26 protein-coding genes and 2 rRNA genes are annotated in these 24,499 nt (G+C 70.8%); 12 read left to right on the forward strand and 16 right to left on the reverse strand.

Annotated features, from left to right (window positions below; all coding sequences use genetic code 11):
• The first annotated feature begins 131 nt into the window (after positions 1-131).
• Positions 132-512 carry a thioesterase family protein gene (locus tag ACBI99_RS03735; protein WP_246644102.1) on the forward strand — a complete coding sequence of 127 codons (381 nt, stop codon included), beginning with the start codon at positions 132-134 and terminating at the stop codon, positions 510-512.
• Here ACBI99_RS03735 and ACBI99_RS03740 read toward each other — a convergent pair.
• The 7 genes from ACBI99_RS03740 to ACBI99_RS03770 all read right to left on the reverse strand — a co-directional run bounded on the left by ACBI99_RS03740 (position 502) and on the right by ACBI99_RS03770 (position 7,095).
• Complete coding sequence (locus tag ACBI99_RS03740; protein ID WP_156325834.1) at positions 502-714, reverse strand: biotin/lipoyl-binding carrier protein; 213 nt, start codon at positions 712-714, stop codon at positions 502-504. The genes ACBI99_RS03735 and ACBI99_RS03740 overlap by 11 nt on opposite strands.
• Positions 715-746: 32 nt before the next feature.
• The gene (locus tag ACBI99_RS03745) at positions 747-2,135 is read right to left on the reverse strand and encodes a biotin carboxylase N-terminal domain-containing protein (protein ID WP_357590224.1); all 1,389 of its coding nucleotides are present in this window, start codon (positions 2,133-2,135) and stop codon (positions 747-749) included.
• Between the two features lie 202 nt (positions 2,136-2,337).
• A complete protein-coding gene (locus tag ACBI99_RS03750; protein ID WP_219500832.1) occupies positions 2,338-3,591 on the reverse strand; it encodes an HD domain-containing phosphohydrolase in 1,254 nt (417 codons plus the stop codon).
• Positions 3,588-4,943, reverse strand: coding sequence for an HD-GYP domain-containing protein (locus ACBI99_RS03755; RefSeq protein WP_219500830.1), 1,356 nt, complete (start codon positions 4,941-4,943; stop codon positions 3,588-3,590). The genes ACBI99_RS03750 and ACBI99_RS03755 overlap by 4 nt, the downstream gene beginning before the upstream one ends.
• A gap of 224 nt (positions 4,944-5,167) precedes the next feature.
• On the reverse strand, positions 5,168-6,106 hold the full coding sequence (locus tag ACBI99_RS03760) for an NAD-dependent epimerase/dehydratase family protein (protein WP_219500828.1): 939 nt from the start codon (positions 6,104-6,106) through the stop codon (positions 5,168-5,170).
• A 9-nt stretch (positions 6,107-6,115) separates the two neighbouring features.
• Entirely contained in the window at positions 6,116-6,382 is a 267-nt protein-coding gene (gene rsrA, locus ACBI99_RS03765) for a mycothiol system anti-sigma-R factor (protein WP_219500826.1), read from the reverse strand.
• Positions 6,379-7,095 carry a sigma-70 family RNA polymerase sigma factor gene (locus ACBI99_RS03770; RefSeq protein WP_375071666.1) on the reverse strand — a complete coding sequence of 239 codons (717 nt, stop codon included), beginning with the start codon at positions 7,093-7,095 and terminating at the stop codon, positions 6,379-6,381. The genes rsrA and ACBI99_RS03770 overlap by 4 nt, the downstream gene beginning before the upstream one ends.
• Before the next feature lie 122 nt (positions 7,096-7,217).
• Here ACBI99_RS03770 and ACBI99_RS03775 point away from each other — a divergent pair, with 122 nt between their 5' ends.
• Positions 7,218-7,979: a methyltransferase domain-containing protein gene (locus ACBI99_RS03775; protein ID WP_219500824.1), complete on the forward strand. Its 762-nt coding sequence runs from the start codon at positions 7,218-7,220 to the stop codon at positions 7,977-7,979.
• Here the strand turns inward: ACBI99_RS03775 and ACBI99_RS03780 are convergent.
• Positions 7,976-8,311, reverse strand: coding sequence for a TraR/DksA family transcriptional regulator (locus tag ACBI99_RS03780; protein WP_219500822.1), 336 nt, complete (start codon positions 8,309-8,311; stop codon positions 7,976-7,978). The genes ACBI99_RS03775 and ACBI99_RS03780 overlap by 4 nt on opposite strands.
• Before the next feature lie 148 nt (positions 8,312-8,459).
• Positions 8,460-9,194, reverse strand: a complete 735-nt coding sequence (locus ACBI99_RS03785) for an SOS response-associated peptidase (RefSeq protein WP_219500820.1) — start codon at positions 9,192-9,194, stop codon at positions 8,460-8,462.
• Positions 9,195-9,334: 140 nt separating this feature from the next.
• Here ACBI99_RS03785 and aroA point away from each other — a divergent pair, with 140 nt between their 5' ends.
• Both aroA and rsgA read left to right on the forward strand, forming a co-directional pair.
• Positions 9,335-10,627 (forward strand): 3-phosphoshikimate 1-carboxyvinyltransferase, encoded by a 1,293-nt coding sequence (gene aroA, locus ACBI99_RS03790; protein ID WP_219500818.1) that lies wholly within the window; start codon positions 9,335-9,337, stop codon positions 10,625-10,627.
• A gap of 298 nt (positions 10,628-10,925) precedes the next feature.
• The gene (gene rsgA, locus ACBI99_RS03795) at positions 10,926-11,993 is read left to right on the forward strand and encodes a ribosome small subunit-dependent GTPase A (RefSeq protein WP_375071679.1); all 1,068 of its coding nucleotides are present in this window, start codon (positions 10,926-10,928) and stop codon (positions 11,991-11,993) included.
• A gap of 14 nt (positions 11,994-12,007) precedes the next feature.
• Here the strand turns inward: rsgA and ACBI99_RS03800 are convergent, their stop codons facing one another.
• Positions 12,008-12,454, reverse strand: coding sequence for a YiiD C-terminal domain-containing protein (locus ACBI99_RS03800; protein ID WP_219500815.1), 447 nt, complete (start codon positions 12,452-12,454; stop codon positions 12,008-12,010).
• Positions 12,455-12,569: 115 nt separating this feature from the next.
• Here ACBI99_RS03800 and hisN point away from each other — a divergent pair, with 115 nt between their 5' ends.
• Entirely contained in the window at positions 12,570-13,364 is a 795-nt protein-coding gene (gene hisN, locus ACBI99_RS03805) for a histidinol-phosphatase (protein ID WP_357590220.1), read from the forward strand.
• Here the strand turns inward: hisN and ACBI99_RS03810 are convergent.
• Together ACBI99_RS03810 and ACBI99_RS03815 are read right to left on the reverse strand one after the other, a co-directional pair.
• On the reverse strand, positions 13,342-14,127 hold the full coding sequence (locus ACBI99_RS03810) for a fructosamine kinase family protein (protein ID WP_219500804.1): 786 nt from the start codon (positions 14,125-14,127) through the stop codon (positions 13,342-13,344). The genes hisN and ACBI99_RS03810 overlap by 23 nt on opposite strands.
• Positions 14,114-14,536, reverse strand: coding sequence for a low molecular weight protein-tyrosine-phosphatase (locus ACBI99_RS03815; protein WP_375071667.1), 423 nt, complete (start codon positions 14,534-14,536; stop codon positions 14,114-14,116). Before ACBI99_RS03815 ends, ACBI99_RS03810 begins: the two co-directional genes overlap by 14 nt.
• Positions 14,537-14,707: 171 nt before the next feature.
• Between ACBI99_RS03815 and pstS the strand changes: the two genes are divergently transcribed.
• From pstS to ACBI99_RS03840, 5 genes are read left to right on the forward strand one after another with little or no spacing between them, the layout of a single operon-like run.
• Positions 14,708-15,814, forward strand: a complete 1,107-nt coding sequence (pstS, locus tag ACBI99_RS03820) for a phosphate ABC transporter substrate-binding protein PstS (protein ID WP_219519807.1) — start codon at positions 14,708-14,710, stop codon at positions 15,812-15,814.
• Between the two features lie 6 nt (positions 15,815-15,820).
• Positions 15,821-16,801: a phosphate ABC transporter permease subunit PstC gene (gene pstC, locus ACBI99_RS03825; protein ID WP_219519810.1), complete on the forward strand. Its 981-nt coding sequence runs from the start codon at positions 15,821-15,823 to the stop codon at positions 16,799-16,801.
• Positions 16,798-17,673, forward strand: a complete 876-nt coding sequence (pstA, locus tag ACBI99_RS03830; RefSeq protein ID WP_219519814.1) for a phosphate ABC transporter permease PstA — start codon at positions 16,798-16,800, stop codon at positions 17,671-17,673. Before pstC ends, pstA begins: the two co-directional genes overlap by 4 nt.
• Positions 17,674-17,688: 15 nt before the next feature.
• Positions 17,689-18,465 carry a phosphate ABC transporter ATP-binding protein PstB gene (gene pstB, locus ACBI99_RS03835; protein ID WP_219519817.1) on the forward strand — a complete coding sequence of 259 codons (777 nt, stop codon included), beginning with the start codon at positions 17,689-17,691 and terminating at the stop codon, positions 18,463-18,465.
• Positions 18,466-18,488: 23 nt separating this feature from the next.
• Positions 18,489-19,187 carry a response regulator transcription factor gene (locus tag ACBI99_RS03840; protein ID WP_308126269.1) on the forward strand — a complete coding sequence of 233 codons (699 nt, stop codon included), beginning with the start codon at positions 18,489-18,491 and terminating at the stop codon, positions 19,185-19,187.
• Here ACBI99_RS03840 and ACBI99_RS03845 read toward each other — a convergent pair.
• On the reverse strand, positions 19,156-20,088 hold the full coding sequence (locus ACBI99_RS03845; RefSeq protein WP_375071668.1) for a serine hydrolase: 933 nt from the start codon (positions 20,086-20,088) through the stop codon (positions 19,156-19,158). The genes ACBI99_RS03840 and ACBI99_RS03845 overlap by 32 nt on opposite strands.
• 57 nt (positions 20,089-20,145) lie before the next feature.
• Positions 20,146-21,033 (reverse strand): phenylalanine 4-monooxygenase, encoded by an 888-nt coding sequence (locus ACBI99_RS03850; RefSeq protein WP_375071669.1) that lies wholly within the window; start codon positions 21,031-21,033, stop codon positions 20,146-20,148.
• A gap of 127 nt (positions 21,034-21,160) precedes the next feature.
• Between ACBI99_RS03850 and ACBI99_RS03855 the strand changes: the two genes are divergently transcribed.
• Positions 21,161-21,613 carry an Lrp/AsnC family transcriptional regulator gene (locus tag ACBI99_RS03855; protein WP_219519996.1) on the forward strand — a complete coding sequence of 151 codons (453 nt, stop codon included), beginning with the start codon at positions 21,161-21,163 and terminating at the stop codon, positions 21,611-21,613.
• A gap of 800 nt (positions 21,614-22,413) precedes the next feature.
• Entirely contained in the window at positions 22,414-23,913 is a 1,500-nt protein-coding gene (locus ACBI99_RS03860; RefSeq protein WP_375071670.1) for a PQQ-binding-like beta-propeller repeat protein, read from the forward strand.
• 167 nt (positions 23,914-24,080) lie between these two features.
• On the opposite strand, the gene rrf is transcribed toward ACBI99_RS03860, so the two are convergent.
• Positions 24,081-24,197: ribosomal RNA gene (gene rrf, locus ACBI99_RS03865) — 5S ribosomal RNA — on the reverse strand.
• Positions 24,198-24,271: 74 nt separating this feature from the next.
• A 23S ribosomal RNA gene (locus ACBI99_RS03870) occupies positions 24,272-24,499 on the reverse strand; the annotation flags it as partial.

A 24,499-nucleotide genomic window follows, 5' to 3' on the forward strand; every position in this document is an offset into this window, starting at 1 on the left:
CGGAGAGTGTACGACTCACATTCCTCACACGCCACACAAATGCCACAAGTTGTCCCACCCTATCCTGCGGCCTGCGAACCCTGCTTGTCCCCGTTTTCGGACAGATCACCGCGCCACACTAAGCTGACGGCATGACGCTCGCTCCGGGTCTCCGCTCCCAGCTGCTCACCATGGTCGAGCGGAGCGACACCGCCGAGAAGATCGGCAGCGGCGACGTGCCCGTGCTCGCCACGCCGCGCCTGCTGGCGCTGGCCGAGCAGGCGACCCTCCAGGCCGCGGCCCCGCACCTCAAGCCGGGCGAGACGTCGGTCGGCACCCGGGTCGAGCTCGAACACCTGGCGGCCAGCCCCGTCGGCGCCCACGTGAGCATCGGCGTGGAGCTGACCGAGGTCGACGGCAGGCGGCTGGTCTTCGGCTTCCAGGCCAGCGACAAACACGCGCTCGTCGCCAGAGGCGTGATCGAGCGCGTCGTCGTCGACCGCGAGAGGTTCCTGGCGCGCGTCACTCGATGACGGCGATCAGGTCGCCTTCCTGGATCACGTCGCCCTCGGCCACCTTGAGCTGGGCCACCACGCCGTCGTCCTCGGCGAGCACCGGGATCTCCATCTTCATCGACTCCAGGATGACCAGCGTGTCACCGTCGGAAACCTCGTCGCCCTCCCGGACGACGACCTTCCACACGTTCGCCACCATCTCAGCTCGGACCTCAGCCACCGCGACTCCCCTCTTCCAATGATCCAACAGTCTTACGCACGCTTGGCGCGCATCCGCCCTACCAGGCCCGTGTCATAGTCGCCGGTGACGAACTCGTCGTTGTCCAGCAGCTCCGCGCAGAACGGCAGGTTGTTCTTGGGCCCCTCGACGGTGAACCCGGCCACCGCCTCCCGGGCCCGCTCCAGCGCCTCGGCGCGGGTGGCGCCGTGCACGCAGAGCTTGGCCATGAGCGGGTCGTAGAACGGGGTCACCGTGTTGCCCGACTCGTAGCCCGAGTCGACGCGCACGCCGTCGCCCGCGGGCTCGGTCCATGCGGTGATCTTGCCAGGTCCGGGGAAGAACCGCTTGGGGTCCTCGGCGTACACGCGGAACTCGATGGCGTGCCCGCTGACCTCGGGCGTGATCTCGGGGCTCTCCCCGGCGGCGACCCGCAGCTGCAGCTCGACCAGGTCGAGGCCGGTGACGAGCTCGGTGACCGGGTGCTCCACCTGGAGCCGGGTGTTCATCTCCAGGAAGACGAAGTCCTGGGCGTCGGCGTCGACCAGGCACTCCACGGTGCCGGCGCCGAGATAGCCGACGGCCTCGCCGGCGCGCACGGCCGCGGCCAGCATGCGCTCGCGCAGCTCGGGCGTGATGCCGGGCGACGGCGTCTCCTCCACGACCTTCTGGTGGCGGCGCTGCACCGAGCAGTCGCGCTCGCCCAGCGCCACGACGGTGCCGTCGGGGCGGCCGAGGATCTGCACCTCGACGTGGCGGGCTCGCTCGATGTAGCGCTCCAGCAGGATGGCCGGACCGGCGAGCACGTCGCCCGCGCCGCCCGCCGCCGCAGCCGCCGCGAATCGCAGCGCCGCCCGGGACGCCTGGTCGAACGCCTTGGCCAGCTCGTCGTCGTCATGCGCGACGCTCATGCCGATCCCGCCGCCGCCTCCGGCGGTCTTGACCATGACGGGATAGCCGATCTCCTTGGCCGCCGTCATGGCCAGGCCCAGGTCGGTGACGGGCTCACGGGTGCCGGCGGCCACCGGGACGCCGGCGTCCTCCATGAGGTTACGGGCGTTGATCTTGTCGCCCATCCGGTCGATGGCCTCGGGGGCGGGGCCGATCCACACCATGCCCGCGGCGATGACGGCCTCGGCGAAGCCCGCGTTCTCGGCCAGGAACCCGTAGCCGGGGTGGATCGACCGGGCGCCCGTGGCGCGGGCCGCCTCCAGCACCTTGACCGGGTCGAGGTAGCTCTGCGCGGGGTTGGCCGGCCCGATCAGCACGGCCTCGTCGGCCTCGCGCACGTACGGCAGGTCGGCGTCGGCCTCGGAGTGGACCGCTATGGCGCGCAGGCCCAGCCGCTGGACCGTGCGGATGATCCGGCGCGCGATCTCCCCTCGGTTGGCGATCAGGACGGGTCCGAGCGTCTCATTAAGCACGTCGCCAACCCTACGACCGCCGGGGCCGCCAGCCCTTTCCCCCGAAACCACCGATCCGGACAATCGGATCTGTAGGTTTCCTACAAATGAGGCAGTGCCGAAACCCGTGGGCGGGCGCGCCGTACTGCGAGGACCTACAGCGCCGTGGCACGTGCGCGAAGGGGCCGTAGTGCGGGAATCTACAGGACCGAAAACCCCGCCGTCAGCGCCGCAGGGCCGTGCGGCCGGTGACGCGGGCCAGCGCCTCGACCGCCTCCGCATCGTACGCGGTGCCGGCGGCGAGCCTGAGCCGCTCCAGCGCGGCGCCCGCGCGGTCGCGGTCGGTCGAGCCGCCGAGCAGGTCGTCGTAGGCGTTGGCCACCTTGATGATGCGGCTCGACAGCGGCGGGTCCTCGCTCACCGGGTCGCACTGGCGGCTGACCAGATCGGCCACCCGGTCGAGCACGCCGGTCTGCCTGATCACCTCGGCGCCCAGCTCGGCGATGCTGCGCGCCTGCTCGGGGTCGGTCAGGACGGTCGCGCCGCCGGGGATCGGGTCGCGCAGCGAGAGCTGGCCGATGTCGTGCATGAGCGCGGCGTACTCCAGCTCCAGCAGCTCCGGCTCGGCCATGCCCAGCTCCCTGCCGATCGCCACGGCCAGGCGGCTGACCCGGCGCGAGTGGCCGGGCTCGACGTAGCCGCCGACCTCGGTGACCCGCGACAGGGCGCGCACGGTCTGCAGGTAGGTGGCCCGGATGCCGGCGTACTTGCGGAAGGCCACCTGGGTGACGAGCAGCGGGGCCGCGAAGACGAGCAGCGCCACCAGGTCCATGCTGTGGGTGGCCAGCGCGAGCAGCACGCCGGAGGAGGCGACGGCGACCCCGAGCGGGAAGGCGACGTTGATCTCGTCGCGCACGGCCACCCGGAACGCGGTGCGCATCTCCTCGGCCCGCAGCATCGCGGCGACCACCACGTCGATCAGCAGCGAGAGGCTGGTGAGCGCCACCATCAGGCCGAGAGCCGGCCACCACGTGCCCGACTCGCCCTGGGTGAGCCGGTAGAGGGGGTCGGCCAGCGGGCGGAAGGCGAAGGCCAGCAGCGCGGCGGTGAGCAGGCGGCGGGCCATGGCGTCGAGGCGCGGCGGACGCCCGACGGCCAGGTGGGGCAGCGCGCCCGCGATCATGCCGACCGCGATCACGGCCACGACCTGGAGCGCGGAGTGGCGCAGCGGGACCTGGCTGAGGTCGAGCAGCAGCGTGTAGCCGAGCGCGGCGGCGGCGCCGATCGGGGCGACCTCGCGGTTGCCCGGCATGGTGAGCCTGGCCAGCTCGCCGACCGCGATCAGCGCGCCGAACCCGACCGCGATCTCCGGCCGGTCGAGCCCGACGGCCGAGGTGTGCGCGATCCCGGCCACGGAGACGAGCCCGGCCGCGCCGACGAGGAGGAGCCGGCCGGTGCCCAGCCGCTGGTAGGTCACTGCCCCGTCACCACTTCGATGGGCATCGTCGGGTCGTCATGGTCCTTGATGTGCGTCTCGGCGTCCTCGGGCGTCGGCGGGTCGACGCGGCGCGGCGGCTGCCACGGGTTGTGCTCCAGCGCCTTGACGAACGCGGCCACCATGACCGGGTCGAACTGGGTGCCGGCGCCCTTGCGCAGCTCCTCCACCGCCACCTCGACCGGCCGGGCGCCCCGGTAGGAGCGGTCGGAGGTCATCGAGTCGAACGCGTCGGCCACGGCGATGATCCGGGCGAACTCCGGGATCTCGTCGGCGGCCAGCCCCATCGGATAGCCCTTGCCGTCGTGGCGCTCGTGGTGGTGCATGATCCCGGCGAACGCCTCGTCGAGGAAGTCGATGCCCTGCACGATCTCCAGCCCGCGCATCGGATGGAGCTGGATCGCGGCGAACTCCTCCTCGGTCAGCGGCCCGTCCTTCTGCAGCACCTTGGTCGGCACGCCGAGCTTGCCCACGTCGTGCAGCATGCCGGCGTAGCGGATGGCGCGCAGCCGTTCCATGCCCATGCCGACCTCCTGCGCGATCATGGTGGAGGCGAGCGAGACCCGGGTGCAGTGGCCTCTGGTGTAGTAGTCCTTGGTCTCCACGGCCTGGCACAGGGCGGCCATCGTGGCGTCGTAGGAGCGCTGCTGCGCGTGATACTGGCCGAAGGCCCAGCGCGCGACGAACAGCGGCACCAGCACGAGCACGGCCGAGATCGACTGCACGGTGGCCCACAGCCCGGCCACCAGCAGCCCGAACGTGCCGTAGCCCAGGTAGGACAGCAGGAACTGGGCCAGCCCGCGCAGCGGCACCTCCTCGGCCCTGACGTGGGTGGCCAGCCTGATCATGGTGAGCGTGAGCAGGATGTTGAGCGGCACGAACACGGCGGTGGCCGCGGCGTAGGGGCCGATCAGGTCGTCGAAGGCGGCGACCTCGGGCACGCCGACCGCGCCGCCGAGCCACACGTACACGCCGCCGGCCGCGAAGCCGCAGATGGCGAACTGGGCCCCGTTGAACACCCGTTTGATCAGCGGCAGCCCGGGGCGGACGCTGAGCACGGCGGTGAGCCCGACGAGCGCCGCCCCCTCCGGGCCGATCAGCACCACCGCGGCCAGCGCGGCCGAGAAGCTGACCGACACCGCGAACTGCTCCACGTTGAGCAGCGTCGGCATCGACTCGCACACCAGGAACAGCAGCACGAGCACGAGCAGCACGTCGAGATTGTCCGGCGCCACCAGCGCGCCGGAGGTGACCACGCTGCGCCCGATGAGGGCCGCCGCGGCGCCGATGACGCCCAGCAGGTAGACCCTCGCGGGCCACGGCAGATCACGCATTGCGGCCCCCCACGCGCATCAGGTCCAGGAAACCCCTGGCGGCAGCGCTCCGCCCGCGATCACCGCGACCACGGGGGCGATGAGCACGGCGGCCGTGAACAGCCTGGCGACCATTGCCTTCAACATCCACTCGCCTCCACGTCGACTCCTGGGGCTCACGCTACAGAAGAAGGACAGCCCGTACGGGCGGAGTCACGAATCGCAAGCAAAGCGTAACCAAGCCACTACCGGAGGCGACTACGCGCCCACTCCACCGTGAGCTTCACACCAGTGGACAAATCGGTGCGCGGTTCCCAGCCGAGCCCCTCGAACGCGGGCACCGGGTCGACCGCCATCGCCGGCAGGTCACCCACGCGCGGCTGCGCGAACCCGGGCTTGTCGGGCGCGCCGGCCGCGTCGGCGATCAGCGAGTGCAGCCGCCGGTCGGTGGTCTGGATGCCGGTGCCGAGGTTGAACCTGCGGCCGTTGCCGTCGGAGCCGCACGCCCGGACGAAGCCGTCGACCACGTCGTCGACGTAGACGTAGTCGCGGGTCTGCGTGCCGTCGCCGTAGAGGACCGTGGGCGTGCCGTTGAGCAGCCCGTCGGTGAAGATCGACACGACCCCGGCCTCGCCCTCGGGCGACTGGCGCGGCCCGTAGACGTTGGACAGCACCAGCGTGGTGTACTCGATCCCGTAAAGGGCGCGGAACGTCGCCAGGTAGGTCTCGCCGCTCAGCTTGGAGGCGGCGTACGGGGAGCGCGGGTCGGTGGGGGCGTCACCCGGCACCGGGATCGTCGCCGGGCGGCCGTAGACCGCGACGGACGAGGCGAACACCACCTTGCGGGTGCTGCCCTCGTGGGCCGCGGTCAGCACCGAGGCGGTGCCCTCGACGTTGAGGCTGGCGTCGTGCACCGGGTCGGCGACGCTCTTGCGCACGCTGATCTGCGCGGCCAGATGGCAGATCACCTCCGGCCGGAGGTCGGCGGCCAGCTCCCGCAGCGCGGGGTCGCGCACGTCGAGCTCGTGCAGCGTGAACCGGTCGCTCCGCGCGGCCGAGGCCAGGTTGTCGCGGCTGCCCGAGGACAGGTCGTCGACCACGGCCACCTCGTGCCCGCCCGCGAGCAGACGGTCGACGAGATTGGACCCGATGAACCCGGCACCCCCGGTAACAAGCACGCGCATGGGGGAATCCTAGTCGGCCAGATCCGCCCGTACCTGCGCGATGCGCGCCAGAACCTTGGCGCGCAGGTCTTCCGGGACCGGATCGCAGCCGCACTTCTTGGCCACGATCTGCTTGATCGCCTTGTCCAGGTCGTACTCCTGGAGGCAGGGACCGCACTCGTCGAGGTGGACGCGGATGCCCGCCACGTCGTGCTCGGTCAGCTCGCCGTCGAGGTAGGCGTAGACCTTGTCGAGGACCTCGCGGCAGTCGGTGTCATGCGGGTTGCCACAGCTCATTTCGATCCCTCCGTCGGGACCAGGCCACGCTCGCGAGCATAGTCCTCAAGGAGGCTTCTGAGCTGCCTGCGCCCACGGTGCAGCCTCGACATCACGGTGCCGATCGGAGTCCCCATGATGTCGGCGATCTCCTTGTACGGGAAGCCCTCGACGTCGGCGAGGTAGACCGCGATCCGGAACTCCTCGGGCAGTGCCGCGAGTGCTTGCTTGACGTCACCGTCGGGCAGGTGCTCCAGCGCCTCCACCTCGGCGGACTTCAAGCCGCTCGAAGTGTGGGACTCGGCCCGGGCGAGCTGCCAGTCCTCGATCTCCTCGGTGCCGGACTGCTTCGGCTCACGCTGCTTCTTGCGATAGGTGTTGATGAACGTGTTCGTCAGGATCCGGTAGAGCCACGCCTTGAGGTTGGTGCCCTGCTGGAACTGATGGAACGACGCGAACGCCTTCGCGAAGGTCTCCTGCAGCAGGTCCTCCGCGTCCGCCGGGTTTCGGGTCATCCGGAGGGCGGCCGAGTAGAGCTGCTCGAGATAAGGCATCACGTCGCGTTCGAAACGCTCGCTCCGCTGCTCCAGAGTCTCCGCGCCTGTCGCGGGCACCGGGCCCACCCCCCTAAGATCACCGGTGGCCTGCTGAGGCGGGACACCGTACTCAGGGGAGAATACCCGCTTGTCAGCGACCGGCCGGTCACCGGGGAGGGAGTCGAGCAATGTGAGCATGCTCGTCGCAACACACCCGCGCCTTCGTCTGTTCCCGCAAGATAGAAGGTGACGAACAACCCGGTGCGGGGAAAACCATACGTACCGGCTGGTAGCCATTTTCCGGAACCCAGGAGTCGCGTGTGCTGCCCATTCCGGCCGAGGAACTCAACGGCTCAGGGACGCTGGGGCCGTACTGGACCTTCTATCACGCCGTCGTCGCCGAACAGCTCACCAGATGGCTCCCTGACGAACCCTCCGTGGTCCTCGACCTGTCCGGCGGGCGTGGCCGCTGGTCCGGGCACGCGGCCAGGGCCGGCCACCGGGTGATCGAGGTGCTCGACTTCCGCCGCACCGCCGAGGGGCACCACCGGCTGCGCGACGCCGACCTCGTCCGTCACGTACGCGCCGACGACCTGTCCTTCCTGCCCGACGAGAGCGTCGACGCGGTAGTCGCCGAGGAACGGGCGATGTCGATCGAGCTCATGGCCGAGTCGGCGATGAGCGACGTGGCGCGGGTGCTGCGCCCCGGCGGGCGGGCGCTGGTGTGCGTCGACTCGCTCGTGCTCGGCATGGCGATCCTGGCCGAGCAGGGCCAGTGGCAGCACCTGCGGCAGACGGGCGAGGTCATGCTCGTGCCGTGGCCCGACGGCAGCATCACCCGCTGCTTCAGCAGCGGCCAGCTGCGCGAGCTGCTGGCCGGCGCCGGGCTGGAGGTGGAGTGGATGCGCCCGCGCACGGTGCTGTCGCCGTCGACGGTCGACCACGTGCTCGGCGGCGACACGCGGACCCTCGCCTATCTCGTGCGCACCGAGCTGGAGGCCAAGCCCGCCGACGACGACACGGTGGGCATCCACCTGGTGGCCAGCGCCCGCAAGAGCGGAGCGCCCGCGGGCGACGGCTAGCGGCCCCGGCGCTCCCGCTTGCCCTGGCACTGCACGCACCGGGCGGCCTCGGGGCGCGCCTCCAGGCGGCCCTCGGGCACCGGGCTGGCGCAGTCGACGCACTTGCCGTAGGTGCCCTCGTCCAGGCGCTTGAGCGCCTCGACGACCGCCCGGCGCTGCGTGGTGGCCACGGCCACCATGGCCTGCGCGCGGTCGGCGTCGGTCAGGTCCGCGCCCGCGTCGGCCGCCGAACGCTCGCGGATCGCCACCGGATCGCCCTGGAGCACCGCGATCGACCGATCCAGCTCTGCCAGCATCTCTTCCAGCCGCTCACGAGCGGTCGTGACGTCCACGAATCCGCACCTCCGGGAAAGTGAGGGCAACCCGCGGCGGAAAGATCCCCGGTAATCCCGCCCGGCGCTGTTTGTATAGGGGTGATTCCGTGTGAACGGATGTAAAGCTTTCCTCACCGGATGCCCACTACACGCGCTTCTTACACCTTTACGAATCCCCTTCGGGCAAGGGCTTGATGAGGTCCGGGCCATTGTTGCGGACATTGTTGACCTCGGTGCTGACCGGATGCGCGGTCAGCCGCCCGGGATCGGCCGGCACCAGCAGCCCCGAGGCCGCCTTCGTGTCGGTCAGCTTCGGGTCGAGCCATTCGGCCCACCGCTCCGGCTCGATCATCATCGGCATCCGGTCATGGATGCGCCCCAGCTCGTCCTCCGCGTCCGTGGTGATCACCGTGCACGTGACCAGCCACTTCAGCGGATCGTCGTCGTCGCGCGAGGGGTCCTTCCAGAACTCGTACAGCCCCGCCATCGCCAGCACCCCGCCGTCGGCCGGATGGATGAAGTACGGCTGTTTCTTCTTCTTGTCACCCTCGACCGGCATCCACTCGAAGTAGCCGTCGGCCGGGAGCAGGCAGCGCCGCTTGGCGAACGCCTGCCGGTAGGACGGCTTCTCCGCCACGGTCTCGATCCTGGCGTTGATCATCCGTGACCCGACGGACGGATCCTTCGCCCAGGCCGGCACCAGCCCCCACTTCACGACCCGCAACTGCCGCACCGCCCGCTCGGCGTCCTTAGGGACCCGGCTGAGCACGGCGTAGACGTTCTTCGTCGGCGCCACGTTGTAGTCGGGCGCCAGCTCCTTGTCCGGCTCGGCGTCCAGCTCCACCTGGAACTCCTCCAGCAGCTGGTGCTTGTCCCGCGCCGACGCGTATCTCCCGCACATGCCCTCACACTGCCACGTACGCCTTTCGCGTGCAGGTGCGAATCCGCGCCGGAGGGCCCTCCGAGTCGCTCGTCCACAGGCGCCCCGTGTTTATCCACAGGGCACCGCTCCCCCGCACGCGGGGCCAGTAGTCTTTGGCCATGCCCAACGCGCACTGGCCCGCCCCGCTCGCCACCGCACCCGTCGTCGCGACCGTCCCGCTGCCCGGGTCCAAGTCGGTGACCAACCGCGCCCTCCTGCTCGCCGCGCTCGCCGACGGCCCCGGTTCCGTACGCCAGGCGCTCCGCAGCCGTGACGCCGATCTGATGGCGGCGGCCCTGCGCGCCCTGGGCGCCACGCTCACGGCCACGGCCGAGACCCCGTCCAGCGTCGACTGGCAGGTGACGCCCGGCCCCGTCCGCGCGGGCGCCTCCATCGACGCCGGTCTCGCGGGCACGGTCATGCGTTTCGTCCCCCCGATGGCCGCGCTCGCCGACGGCCCGGTCTCCTTCGACGGCGACCCGCACGCCCGCAAGCGCCCGATGGGCCCCATCCTCGACGCCCTGCGCGCCCTCGGCGCCCGCGTCGACAACGACGCGCTGCCGTTCACCGTCCACGGCCCCCTGACCGGCGGCGAGGTCACGCTCGACGCCTCGGCCTCCTCGCAGTTCGTCTCCGGGCTGCTGCTGACGGCCGCCCGGTTCGGCAAGGGCGTCACGATCCGCCACGTCGGCCCGCCGGTCCCGTCCCAGCCGCACATCGAGATGACGATCCACATGCTGCGCGAGGCGGGCGTCCGCGTCGACGACAGCGAGCCCGACGTGTGGCGCGTCGAGCCCGGCCCCATCGCGGCCCGCGACTGGGTGGTGGAGCCCGATCTGTCCAACGCCGCCCCGTTCCTGTCGGCCGCCCTCGTCACCGGCGGCACGGTCACCGTCCCGCACTGGCCGCTCAGGACCACGCAGCCGGGCGACGCCCTGCGCACCCTGCTCACCGACATGGGCGCCCGGGTGGCCTGGGGAGGCGCCCCGTCCGGCGGCGTCGACGACCTGGTCGTCACCGGCACCGGTGAGATCCGCGGCATCGACGCCGACCTGCGCGCGGTCGGCGAGCTCACCCCGACGATCGCCGCCCTGGCCGCCCTGGCCGTCTCCCCCACCCGCCTGCGCGGCATCGCCCACCTGCGCGGCCACGAGACCAACCGGCTCGCCGCCCTCGTCACCGAGATCAACGCCCTGGGCGGCGACGCCGAGGAGACCGACGACGGCCTCGTCGTCCGGCCCCGGCCCCTGCACGGCGGCACCTTCCACAGCTACGACGACCACCGCATGGCCACGGCCGGCGCCGTCATCGGCCTCGCGGTCCCGGGCATCGAGGTCGAGAACATCGCCACGACCGCCAAGACCCTGCCGGAGTTCGCCCAGATGTGGACCACCATGCTGGCCCCCCGATGACCGGGCAACCGTCCGCACGGACGGTCCGCGCCGTACGGGGTTCGGGTCGCGCGAGCAGGTCGCCGTATGGGCTGCGCCGGCTGGGGCCTTCGGGTGGGTGCGCGCGGCCCCGGGCGGGCGGTTCGCTTCTCGCGGGCGGGGTGCCCAGGGGGCGGGGCTTCGTCGCCGTGGTGTGGGGCTGCTTCCCCGCAGTGGGGGTGGTTACGGTGGGGGATGCCGTTCCCGGGGGATACCGGGTGTGGAGCGGGCATAGGTCCGCAGTGGGCCGGGCGCCCGTGAGGGGCGACGGCGGACGAGGATCGAGCGAGCACATGGGAGTGGACCGCTGAGAAAGCGGGAGTACGACGAGGACGACGTGCGGGTCAGGCCGGGCAAGGGTTCGAGGCCGCGGACCCGGATTCGGCCTGCGCACGAGGATGCCGTTGAGGGGTTCGTGGTCGCCGTGGACCGGGGCCGCTACACGACGCTGGTGGAGCCGGAGCGGGCCAAGGGCTCGGCGGCCAAGCGCAGGCAGCAGGCGTCCCGGCTGGTCGTGGCCATGAAGGCGCGGGAGCTGGGCCGTAAGGGGATCGTGGTCGGCGACCGGGTGGCGCTGGTGGGCGACGTGTCGGGGCAGCCTGACACGCTGGCCCGGGTGGTCCGGGTGGAGCCGCGGACGTCGATGCTGCGGCGTTCGGCGGACGACACGGACGACACGGACGGGATCGAGCGGCCGGTGGTGGCGAACGCCGATCAGCTGGTGATCGTGACGGCGCTGGCCGATCCGCCGCCCCGGCCGCGCATGATCGACCGCATGCTGGTGGCGGCGTTCGACGCGGAGATCGACGCGCTGCTGTGCCTGACGAAGTCGGACCTGGCGCCGCCGGACGAGCTGGTGGCGCTGTACGAGCCGCTGGGGGTCCCGCATGTGGTGGTGCGCAAGGGCGGGGCGCTGGACGAGTTGCGCGAGCTGCTGACGGGCCGGATCAGCGTGCTGGTGGGGCATTCGGGGGTGGGCAAGTCGACGCTGGTCAACAGCCTCGTCCCGGACGCGAACCGCGCGGTGTCGCATGTCAACGCCGTGACGGGCCGGGGGCGGCACACGTCCACGTCGGCCGTGGCGCTGGAGCTGCCGGAGGGCGGCTGGATCATCGACACGCCGGGGGTGCGGAGTTTCGGGCTGGCGCACGTGTCCGTGGAGACGGTGCTGGCGTCGTTCCCCGACCTGGTGGAGGGCACGGTCGCCTGCCCGAAGGGGTGCACGCATCTGGCCGACGGCTGTGCGCTGGACGCCTGGGCAGCGCAGGGGCACGCCGATCCGGCGCGGCTGGAGTCGTTGCGCCGTCTGCTCTCCAGCCGCGAGGGAGCTCCGGACGACCCGGCCTGACGGCGGAGAGCCGGTCAGGCGCGGTTCGGCCGGAGGGTCCAGGTGACGGTGAGGGTGGCGACGGTGGTGCCGCCGGCGTCGCGCACGTCGACCTCGACGCCGAACTCGGCCCGCTCGCCCGCGTCGAGCCGGGCCACGACGTCCGCGCGTTCGGCCTGCAGGTGCGCCTCGGCGGTGATCTCGCCCTTGGCGAGCTTGACGTAGCGGACGGCGGAGGTGGCGACGAGCGGGACGGCCCGGTCGAGCTGGTCGCCGAACACCGACAGCATGGCGGCGCCGGACGCCGACTCGGCGAGCGTGAACATGGCTCCGGCGTGCGGTCCGCCGATGTGGTTGTGCAGGTCCGGCCGGTCAGGCAGCACGCAGGTGGCGCGGCCGTCGCCGGTCGAGGAGAACGTGATGCCGAGGGTGCGGGCGAAGGGCACCGTCTGGAGCAGCAGGTCGCCGACGTCGAGTGACATACCTCTTACCCTACTGGCCGGTAACCACAAGACCCACGCCTGGAACGGGACTTACCAGAAAAGGCGCGCCCGTCGCCTGATGCTCGGCATACCCGGCACGGTAGCGTGGCTGTCCGTGCAGGGTTACAACGACGATCTACGCCTCGCGCATGTCATGGCGGACGCCGCCGACGACCTGACCATGCGCCGGTTCAAGGCGGTCGACCTCAAGGTCGAGACGAAGCCCGACCTGACTCCGGTCAGCGACGCCGACCGGGCCGTGGAGGAGGCGATCCGGGGCACGCTGCGCCGCGCCAGGCCGCGTGACGCGGTCGTGGGCGAGGAGTACGGCGAGACCGGCTGGGGCGCCAGGTCGTGGATCATCGACCCCATCGACGGCACGAAGAACTACGTGCGCGGCGTCCCGGTGTGGGCGACGCTGATCGGGCTGATGGAGTACGGCAAGGTCGTCGTCGGCCTGGTGTCGGCCCCGGCGCTGGGCCGCAGGTGGTGGGCGGCGGCCGGGGGCGGCGCGTGGACCGGCAAGAGCCTGACCAAGGCGAGCCGGATGCGCGTGTCGCAGGTCTCGACGCTGGAGGACGCCTCGTTCTCCTACTCCAGCTTCGGCGGCTGGGAGAAGATCGGCCGCCTGGACAACTTCCTGGACCTGGGCGGCGCCTGCTGGCGGACGCGGGCGTACGGAGACTTCTGGTCGCACATGATGGTCGCCGAGGGCTCGGTGGACGTGTCGGCCGAGCCGGAGCTGTCGCCGTGGGACATGGCGGCGCTGACGGTGATCGTCGAGGAGGCGGGCGGCCGCTGGACCGACGTGTCGGGAGTGCGCGGCATGGAGGGCGGCAGCCTGGTGTGCACGAACGGCCTCCTGCACGACGAGGTCATCCACCGCCTCACAGCGCCAGCACGTTCCTGACGGCCGCCATCAGCCCGTCGCGGTACGCGCCGCCGTACAGCACGACGTGCACGAGCAGCGGGTGGAGCTGGTGCAGCGACACCCGCTCCCGCCAGCCGTCGGCGAGCGGCGCCTCCTCGCGGTAGGCGCCGAGGATCCGGTCCAGGTACGGGGCGCCGAACAGGGCGAGCATGGCCAGATCGGTCTCGCGGTGCCCGCCGTGCGCCGCCGGGTCGACGAGCACGCCGGTGCCCGCCGACCACAGCAGGTTGCCGCTCCACAGGTCGCCGTGGATGCGCGCGGGCGGCTCGGGCGCACCGGCGACCTCGCCGAACCGCTCGACGGCGCGCTCGATCAGATGAACGTCCCGTGAAGCGAGCCGCGCCCGCCGTACGAACGGCAGGACGCGGCGGGTGGCGTAGAAGGACGGCCAGTCGGGCGCAGCCGAGTTGTCCATGGGCAGCTCGGCGATGAAGCCCGGCCAGGGCGCGCCGAAGGCGGGCGCCCCGGCGCGGTGCATGCGGGCCAGGTCGCGCCCGAAGCGTTCGGCGGCCCCGGCGGTGGGCGGCTCCTCCTCCACCCATGACAGCACGAGCCGGTCGTCGGCGGCCTCGATCACCTCGGGGACCGTGACTGCCTCGCCGAGCCAGCGCAGCCCGGCCGCCTCGGAGGTGAACACCGGAGAAACGGCCCCGATCTTGGCGAAGACCACGCGCCCGTCGTCGAGCACGCCCCGCTGCAGCCGCCACCCGTGGGACGCGCCGAGGTCCTCAGCCGATCTCATCGGCGATGTGGTCGGCCACGCCCTCGGCGGCCGCCTCGACCAGCGCGAGGACTTCCACGAAGCCCTCGTCGCCGCCGTAGTAGGGGTCGGGGACCTCGGCGCCGTCGGGGGCCGCCGGGTCGAAGGAGCGGAACAGCCGCACCTCCACCCCGGCGGGCGCCATCCGGCGCAGGAACGCCTGGTTGTCGCGGTCCATGGCAAGGACCAGGTCATATCGGTCGAACCAGTCACGGGTGAACTGCCGGGCGCTGTGGTCGGCGCCGTCGTAGCCGTGCTCGGCCAGGACGCGCAGGGCCCGCTCGTCCATCGGCCCGCCGGCGTGCCAGCCGCCGGTGCCGGCGCTCTCCACGATCACCCGGTCGCCCAGGCCGCGGTCGGCCACGACCTTGCGGAGAACCGTCTCGGCCATCGGCGAGCGGCAAATGTTTCCCATGCATACGACACATACGCGGTACGTCAGTGAGGTCATGTCTTCAATCATGAGGTGTTCACCGTCCGTTCACCCTCGTTAGGGGATCGAGTCACCTTGGCTGCATAGCTTCGTGGACGTCTAAGGATCGAAGTGGGAGAGGAACCCATCGTGAAGTATGCAGGCCGGCTCGCCGCCGTCGCCGTCGTCGGCGCGCTCTCGCTCGCTGCGTGCGGCACAGATAACAACTCGCCGGCTGGCAGCACCAGCTCGGCCGCCGCCACCTCCGCCGCGAGCGGTGACAGCAGCCTGAGCGGATCGATCAACGCCGCCGGCTCCTCGGCCCAGGCCAACGCGATCGACCAGTGGAAGAAGGACTTCCAGGGCGCCAACTCCGGGGTCAGCGTCAACTACCAGCCCAGCGGTTCGGGCGCCGGCATCCAGGCGTTCATCGCCGGCACGGTGGCGTTCGCGGGTTCCGACTCGGCGCTGAAGGAGGACGAGCCCGCCCAGGCCGACGCGCGCTGCAAGACCGGCAAGGCCATCAACATCCCGATGGTGACCGGCCCGGTCGCGGTGGTCTACAACCTGCCCGGCGTCGAGGGCGTGCAGCTGTCGCCGAAGACGCTCGCCGGCATCTTCAACAGCAAGATCACCAAGTGGGACGACCCGGCCATCAAGGCCGAGAACCCCGAGGCGCAGCTTCCCTCGACCCCGATCCAGGCGTTCCACCGCTCGGACGAGTCGGGCACCAGCGACAACTTCACCAAGTTCCTCAAGGCCACCTCCGACTGGCCGTACGAGCCGGGCAAGGCGTGGCCGGCCGAGGCCAAGGGCCAGGGCGCCAAGGGCTCCGACCAGGTCGCCGCCAGCGTCAAGGGCACCGAGGGCGCGATCGGTTACGTCGAGCTCTCCTACGCCGAGAACTCCGAGCTCCAGAAGGCCAAGGTGGCCAACGGCAGCGGCGAGTTCGTCGAGCTGACCCCGGAGAGCGCGGCCAAGACGGTCGAGACCGCCGAGATCACCGGCACCGGCAACGACCTCAAGCTCTCGATCGACTACGCCACCAAGACGCCGGGCGCCTACCCGATCGTCCTGGTCACGTACGAGATCACCTGCGAGAAGGGTCTGCCCGCCGAGGACGCCAAGCTGGTCAAGGCCTTCCTGACCTACACCGCCAGCGACGCGGGCCAGAAGGCGCTGACCGACCTGGGCTACGCCCCGCTGTCGGGCGACCTGCTGGTCAAGGTCCGCTCCGCCGTCGAGGCCATCTCCTAGTCACCGATGACGACCAAAGTCGAAATTCGCGAGGGCGGACCGGCCACGAGCCGGCCCGCCCCGCGGCGCACCTCCAGTGAGGGCCTGTTCCGCTGGCTGTCCACCGGTTCGGGCATCGTCCTGCTGGGCATCATGGCGGCCATCGCGGTCTTCCTCGTCGCCGAGGCGATCCCCGCGCTGTCCGCCAACAAGGCCAACTTCTTCACGGAGCTGACCTGGGACCCCAACGGCAGCCTGGTGTTCGGCATCGGCGCGCTCGCGTTCGGCACCGTGCTCAGCTCGGCGATCGCGCTGGTCATCGCCACGCCGGTCGCGGTGGGCGTCGCGCTGTTCATCTCCCACTACGCGCCGCGCAAGCTGGCGGCGGGCCTGGGCTACCTGATCGACCTGCTGGCCGCGGTGCCGAGTGTGATCTACGGCCTGTGGGGCGTGGCGTTCCTGGTGCCGCTGCTGAAGACGCCGTCGGAGTGGCTGAACGCCACGTTCGGCTGGTTCCCGCTGTTCGCCGGTGACGGTGCGATCGGCGGCAAGACCATGCTCGCGGGCGGCATCGTCCTGGCGATCATGATCCTGCCGATCATCGCGGCCATCTCCCGCGAGGTCTTCCTCCAGGCTCCCAAGATGAACGAGGAGGCCGCACTCGCCCTCGGCGCCACCCGCTGGGAGATGATCCGGATGGCCGTGCTGCCGTTCGGCCGTCCCGGCGTGATCAGCGCCGCGATGCTCGGCCTGGGCCGCGCGATGGGCGAGACGATCGCGGTGGCGCTGATCTTCCCGGCGACGTTCGGCATCAGCTTCCAGATCCTCACCCCGCAGGGCAACAGCATCGCCGCCAACATCGCCAACGGCTTCGGCGAGGCGGGCGACATCGGCCGGGGCGCGCTGATCGCCTCCGGTCTCGTGCTGTTCGTCATCACCCTGCTCGTCAACATGGCTGCTCGCATGATCATCAACCGACGCAAAGAGTTCATGAAGGCCGGCACATGACCACCATCCAGCACATCTCGACCGGCCGCCGGGTCAAGGACCGCATCGTCCAGGGCCTGGTCTATCTGGCGTTCGCGCTGGCCGTGGTGCCGCTCGTCTCCGTGCTCTGGCTGGTGATCTCCAACGGCCTGGCGCGCTTCGACATGGAGTTCCTCACCCACTCGATGCGCAACATCGGCGCACGCGACGCGGGCGGCGGCGCCTACCACGCCATCATCGGCACCCTGGAACAGGTTCTGCTGGCCTCGGTGATCTCGGTCCCGATCGGCCTGCTGACCGCCATCTACCTGGTGGAGTACGGCAACGGCGGCCGGCTCAGCCGGGCCATCAGCTTCTTCGTCGACGTCATGACCGGCATCCCCTCGGTGGTCGCCGGTCTGTTCGTGCTGGCATTCTGGATCCTGTTCCTGGGCATGCCCTACTCGGGTTTCGCGGGCGCGATGGCGCTGTCGATCCTGATGATGCCGACCGTGGTGCGGTCGGCCGAGGAGATGCTCCGACTGGTGCCGGGCGACCTGCGCGAGGCCTCGTACGCGCTGGGCGTGCCCAAGTGGCGCACGATCGTCAAGGTCGTGCTGCCGACGGCGCTCACCGGCATCATCACGGGCGTCATGCTGGCCGTGGCCCGGGTGGCCGGCGAGACCGCGCCGCTGCTGCTGACCGTCTTCTTCACCGACTCCATCAACAACGACCCGTTCAGCGGGCCGCAGATGGGGCTCCCCCTCTTCGTGTTCGACCAGGCGGCGCGTCCCAACGACACCGCCATCGACCGGGCCTGGACCGGAGCCCTCACGCTCATTCTGATCGTCATGCTGTTCAACCTGGTGGCGCGCCTGATCGCCTGGTGGCGCTCGCCCGCCAGGGGCCGATAGGGGGAACTCCGCGACATGTCCAAGCAAATCCAGGTCTCCGGACTCGACGCCTACTACGGCGGGCACAAGGCCATCGAGGATGTCTCGATGACCATCGAGCCGCGCTCGATCACGGCCTTCATCGGCCCGTCCGGGTGCGGCAAGTCGACGTTCCTGCGCACCCTCAACCGCATGCACGAGGTCATCCCGGGCGCGCGAGTCGAGGGCAAGGTGCTGCTCGACGGCGAGGACCTCTACGCCCCCACGGTCGAGCCCGTCTCGGTGCGCCGCATGATCGGCATGGTCTTCCAGCGGCCCAACCCGTTCCCCACCATGTCCATCTACGAGAACGTGGCCGCCGGCCTGCGCCTCAACGGCCGCGTCTCCAAGTCCGAGATGGACGGCGTGGTCGAGGAGTCGCTCAAGGGCGCCAACCTCTGGAACGAGGTCAAGGACCGGCTCAGCAAGCCCGGCGCCGGCCTGTCCGGCGGTCAGCAGCAGCGGCTGTGCATCGCCCGCGCGATCGCGGTCAAGCCGCAGGTGCTGCTCATGGACGAGCCCTGCTCGGCCCTCGATCCGATCTCCACGCTGGCGATCGAGGACCTGATGGCCAAGCTCAAGGACGACTACACGATCGTCATCGTCACCCACAACATGCAGCAGGCCGCCCGGGTGAGCGACCGCACCGCGTTCTTCAACCTGGCCGAGCAGGGCAAGCCCGGCAAGGTCATCGAGATGGACGAGACCTCCCGCATGTTCACCAACCCCTCCGAAAAGGCCACCGAGGACTACATCACCGGGCGCTTCGGCTGATGATCGACCAGGCGGCAAGCACGGTGAACGGGGATACGCGGACGAAACCCGTACTCCTCATCGCCGACCCCGATGCCGAGGTCGTGCAGGATGTCGCCGCCGCCCTCGAACGCGAGGGCGTAGCGGTCACGGGCGCCCCCGACGGCGCCCAGGGGCTGCTCCAGGCAGGCGCGCTGCAGCCGGACGTGGTGCTGGTCTCGGCGACCCTCCCGGTGATCGACGCGGTCGACTTCGTCCAGGCGGTACGGCGCTCCCGGGTCGTGCCCGTCCTTCTCGGCGTCGGTGAGGGGCACGCCGAGCAGGCGGTCCGCGCGCTCGCCGCCGGCGCCGCCGCGTGCGTGGCGCGCCCGTACCGGGTGCCGGAGCTGCTGCCGTTCATCCACGCCGCGTCCCCGGAGGCGCGCAAGGTGCTCGCCGTCGGCGGCGTGGAGCTGGACGTGCACGCCTATCAGGTACGGGTCGACGGGCGGATCGTGCATCTGCCGTTGCGCGAGTTCGAGCTGCTGCACTACCTGATGCGCAACGCGGACCGGACGGTCACCCGCGAGCAGATCATGCGCCACGTGTGGCACGCGGCGGCCAGCACGTCGACCAACACGATCGCGGTGCACGTCAAGCGGCTGCGGGCGCGGCTGGGCGACGACGACGACCGGCTCATCCAGACCGTGCGCGGCGTCGGCTACCGGCTGGTCACGCCCGGCACTTCCGGAACGACCGCATGATCCGCGTGGTCACCCCTTCGACGGTCGCGATCCCGTAGCCGGCCTCCGGGCTGCCCTCGGTGAGCACCGCGATCGCGTAGTCGTGGCCGCGGGCGCGCAGCAGGCCGGCGCTGACGACGGCCCAGCGCTTGGTCGAGACGCGCTTCAGCCAGCCGTTCTTCAGCGCCACGCGGTCGCCCCGGCACCTGGCGGCGCTGATGCCCCAGTTCTGCCCGTCGATCACGCCGCCCATGAGCCTGAGCACCTGATCGCGGTCCGCGGCGGGCAGCGCACTGCGCTCCGCGACGAGCGCCCGCATGAGCCGGACCTGGTCCTCGGCCGACGTCCGCGTGATGCCCCAGCAGTAGAGGTCGACGCACGAGCCGGGCACGCCCGCCGTATGGCGCAGGCCGAGCTTCCGTCCCGCCCGGGTGAAGCCGGGCGCGCCGCCGATGCGCAGCCACAGCCGGTCGGCGGCGTGGTTGTCGCTGTAGCGGATCATCAGGTCGGCGTCCCGCCTGACCTGCGCGGGAAGCTTCTTCCACGGGGTACGCAGCAGCAGCGCGGCGAGGATCTGGACCTTGGCGGTGCTGGCGGTGATGAGCCGCTCGCCGCGGTGATAGCGATACTGCCTCCCGGTGGTCAGGTCCTTGACCATCGCGGTGACGGGCCCCGGCCGGCCGGCCAGGAAGCGGTCCAGCAGGGCGGTGACGCGCTTGGCGTCGACGCGCGGCGCCTTGCGACGGGCCGCCCGCCTGCCGCCGGGCGCGGGGACCGGCGGCCCGAGCGCCTCGGCGGCCCGCCCGGGGCCCGTCACCGCGCGCGTCACGCTCTGCCGGGGCGCCGCGGCGGCGGCGCCGGTGGGGAGGCTCGAGACAGTGTGGGGAGCCAGCAGGGCGAACGCCAGGACGATTCGTGACAATGCGCGCCCCCGGCCCGCGATCATTCGAGCATTATCACGAAATGTCAGGCTGGCGCGCTAGGAGCTGGTGGCGACCAGTTTCGCGATCGAGTCGTCGTCGCAGGTCGCCCAGAAGTCGCCCACGACGTCCTCCAGGTGCCCGAGCGAGTCGGCCTGGAACAGCACGTCCTGATATTTCGTGATGTCGTAGTGGGTGGTACCCATCGCCGCCACGTCCAGCGGCCGGATGTCCATCCCCCTGAACTCCTCGATCTCCCCGTACGAAGACAGAATCCCCGCCCCGTACGCCCGCAGCTCGCCGCCCTCGCGCATCACGCCGAACTCCAGCGTGAACCAGAACACCTTCGAGACGAACTCCAGCGCCTCCTCGCCCTCCACCCGGCGCGCCGCCTGGCCCGCCAGCCGGTAGAGCGCCGCGTACCGGTCACTGGCCAGCGCGTTGGCGTGCCCGATCACCTCGTGCACCACGTCCGGCTCCGGCGTGTAGAACGGCACGGAATGGTGGCGGATGTACTGCGTCGAGTGGAAGTACCCGTCGGCCAGCACCCCGTAGAAGTCGCGCAGCGGCACCAGCCCGGCAGCCGGTAGGTAGCGGAACCCGGTGAGCGGTTCGAGCAGCTCGCTCACCTCCTGGAGCTGCGGGATCCGCTCACGCGGCAGCCCCAGCCGCTCGACCCCGGCCAGATACTCGGCCGTGGCGTAGGCGCGGTGCTTGACGCCCAGTTCCCTGGTGACCAGCGCCCAGACCTCGTGCTCCTGCTCGGTGTACTCGGCGACGGGGATCGGCTCCCCACGCCGATGGTTGACCGCCAGCCCGGCGATCGCGTTGCGCCGCGCCCGATACACCGGATCGGCGAACCCCGGGTGCGACGAGGCCAGCTCGACCACCACCGAGCCGTCGTCCTGGGTAGCGATCGGGGCGAAGTACTGTGCTTCCTCGAACATGTCTCAGATGACAGCAAGTCCCCAGATTCCTGGCAAGAGCGCGCAGTTTCCCTGCGCGATACGCTGGATTTCGTACGACCTTTGCTGGTATTTCTAGTCGAATCGCACAGCCTTCGAGGAGGCCGCCGTGGACGATCTCGACGCCCGACTGCTCGTCACCATGCGGGCCCACCCGCGTGTCGGCCTGACCGAGCTCGCCCGCCTGCTCGGCGTCGCCCGCGGCACCGTACAGGCCCGGGTGGACAAGCTCACGGCCCGCGGCGTGATCCAGGACTTCGGCCCCACCGTGTCACCCGCCCACGCGGGACACCCCATCCTGGCGTTCGTGTGGCTGCAGATCGCCCAGGGCCGGCTGGCGGAGGCCGTCGAGTCGTTGCGCGCCGTGCCGCAGATCCTGGAGGCCCACGGCACCAGCGGCCAGCACGACCTGCTCTGCCGCGTGGTCGCCACCAGCACCGACCACCTCCAGGAGATCATCGCGCACATCCTGACCTCCCCCGCCGTGCAGCGCACCGACTCCACCATCGCCCTCTCCACCCAGATCCCGTACCGGATCGAACCCCTGCTCCAAGCCCGCTGATAGCATCCCCCCGGCCCTCGCCGCCGTCGGCCGTGAGCCGCGCGGGGCTGCCCCGGTGCCCGTCACCAGGAGCTCACCGCCCTGGGCGAGGGCCGTGGCCGGACGCCCGCCGCGCACCCGCCACGCCAGGAAGCAGCACACCTGATCGGGGACACCGCATGACCAACCCGCCCACCCCCGCTGGGGACTTCGGAGGGCCCCCGGGGGACGACGCCACCTCACCACCGATCCTGGGCGCCGCCTCGCCACCGGTCCTGGACGCCACCTCACCACCGGTTCTGGGCGACCCCGGGACCACGCCCCCCGCCGGCACCAGGCCACCCACCGACACCACGCCACCGGACACGCCCGCCCCCTGGTCACCCCCGGACCAGCCTGGCGAGCCCCCGCAGACGCCGTGGTCCGGCCCCTCGTCCCCACCGGCGCCCTTCCCCCCAGCCCACGGAACACCACCTCCCCCGCCACCCGGCCAGCCGTCACCGTCGGGGCACATCGGTCCGCCGCCACCCGGCCAGCCGATGCCGCCCGGGCACGTCGGTCCGCCCCTGTCCGGTCAGCCGATGCCGCCACCGCCGGGGCAGCCGTCTCCACAGCCGTGGAACCCGTACGGGCCGCCACCATCGCCCAACACCGGACCGCCTCTGCCCCCGCCCCCACAGGGACCGGCCCCCTACGAGCCCGCCCCGTACGTCGCCGTCCCCCACGAGCCCGCCCCGTACGGCGCCGCACCCGACAAGCCAGCCCCGTACGAGCCCGCCCCATACAAGCCAGCACCGTACGAGCCTGTCCCGTACGAGCCTGTGCCTCCGAACGGCGGTCCGCCCGCGTACCGGCCACCCGCAGCCCGGGAGACTGCCCCGCGCGGCTCGGCCCCGCAGGCGCAGCTGTACCTCCGGGGCAAGGCGGGAACGGCTCCAGGCCACGGGCCGTGGGGCGGCCAGCCCCAGCAACCGCCGCCTCGGCGCAAGGGCAAGACCGCCCTCATCGCAACCTTCAGCGCACTGGCCCTGCTCGGGACGGGCGGCGGCATCGCCTGGTACGTGACGCAGTCCGGCACCCCGGACCCGGTGGCCGCGACCAGCCCCGATCCCCAGAAGCCCGAGGAGCCGAAGAAGGCCGAGCCCGGGGTGCCCGAATGGTCGGTGCCCCTCGCCGGGCACGGCACCATGGACTTCACCGCCGGCATGGCGTTCGCCAGTTGGCTGACCGACACCACGGTCATCAGGGCCCAGAAGGACGCCGTCCTCGCCTACGCCCTGAACACCGGCAAACAAGCCTGGAACCTCCCCGTCCCCGGCAAGCAGCTCTGCGGTGCCACCCCGGAGCTGTCCGAGAACGCCGCCGCCATTGCGTACATGACCGAAGGCCGCTGCGACCAGCTCGCCGGTCTCGACGCCGCCACCGGCAAGCTCACCTGGAAGACCGGGATCTCGTCCGAGAAGAGCTCCCTGAGCGGATCGCTGACGGTGCCGACCATCATGTCGACGGCGAACATGGCCGTCGTCCAGGTCGACGACACGCTCACCAGCTACCGGCTCTCCGACGGCGGCAAGGCCTGGACCTGGTCCCCCCGGAAGGGCTGCTACCTGAAGGACGCCAACTCCGCCCCCGACCGCGTGGTGGTCCTGCTCGACTGCGATGGCGGCAAGCGCAACAGCGTCCAGGTCCTGCACCCGGCGACCGGCCGCGTCGCCGGCAAATACCCCATTGGCGACATCCCACTGATGAACGGCGTCCTGTCGGCGAAGCCGATCGTCATCCATCGCAAGGCCCGCAGCGGCGACGTGTTCACCGTGTACGCGTCGACGGGCAAGGTGAGCGAGTTCAACGCGGGCAGCGCCGACATGCGCACCCTCAACAGCGTCGCGCTCGTCCGGGGCGGCCACGAACGCCGCTCGTACGCGGTGCACGGCGACCGCCTCTACCTGGCGACCAAGCTGGAGCACCTGCCCAAGGACGGAGGCGGCTACCGCAACAAGGCTCTCGCCTTCGACCTCAAGACCGGCCGCCGCCTCTGGCAGTCGACGGGCACCGGCAAGACGACGCTCTCCTTCATCCGCGCCGACGAACAGGGACTCCTGGCCCTGGAGGTCGGCGACTGGCGCGAGCTCGCCCCCCGCCTCGTCCGCTTCGACCCCGCCAGCGGCAAAGCCCAGGAACTCGCGACACTCCCCCTGAAATACGGCACCGAGGCCGACCGGGGCCAGGTGTACGAGCGCGACGGCGCGGTCATCATCGTCCCCTGGACCTCAGTGGTCAGCAAGAACGCGGTGAGCTACATCGACACGAACCAGTCCTGACCAACCGACTCCGTACGTGGTGACGGACCGGGCCAGTAGTTACGCCGGGTCCGTCACCACCAGAAGCCGGCCCTGAAACACGAAAAGGCCCCCAGTCTCCTGGTGGCCATATCGTGAACGCAGAGAAGGCCCCGACACTGAATGTCGGGGCCCTCTACTGAAAGATTGTCCGGCGGTGACCTACTCTCCCACACCCTCCCGAGTGCAGTACCATCGGCGCAGGGAAGCTTAACTTCCGGGTTCGGAATGTAACCGGGTGTTTCCTTCCCGCCATAACCGCCGTAACCCTATGAAACAATCAAACAGAAACCCGTTTGCTGTTTCAGAATCGCATAGTGGACGCGAGCAAGTATGCTTTGTGGTCAAGTCCTCGGCCTATTAGTACCGGTCAGCTCCACACGTTACCGCGCTTCCACCTCCGGCCTATCAACCCGGTCGTCTACCGGGAGCCTTACCCCCAAACGGGGTGGGAGACCTCATCTCAAGGCGAGCTTCCCGCTTAGATGCTTTCAGCGGTTATCCCTTCCGAACGTAGCCAACCAGCCGTGCACCTGGCGGTACAACTGGCACACCAGAGGTTCGTCCG

It is taken from the genome of Nonomuraea sp. ATR24, assembly GCF_041950485.1.
Taxonomy (GTDB): Bacteria; Actinomycetota; Actinomycetes; order Streptosporangiales; family Streptosporangiaceae; genus Nonomuraea; species Nonomuraea ceibae.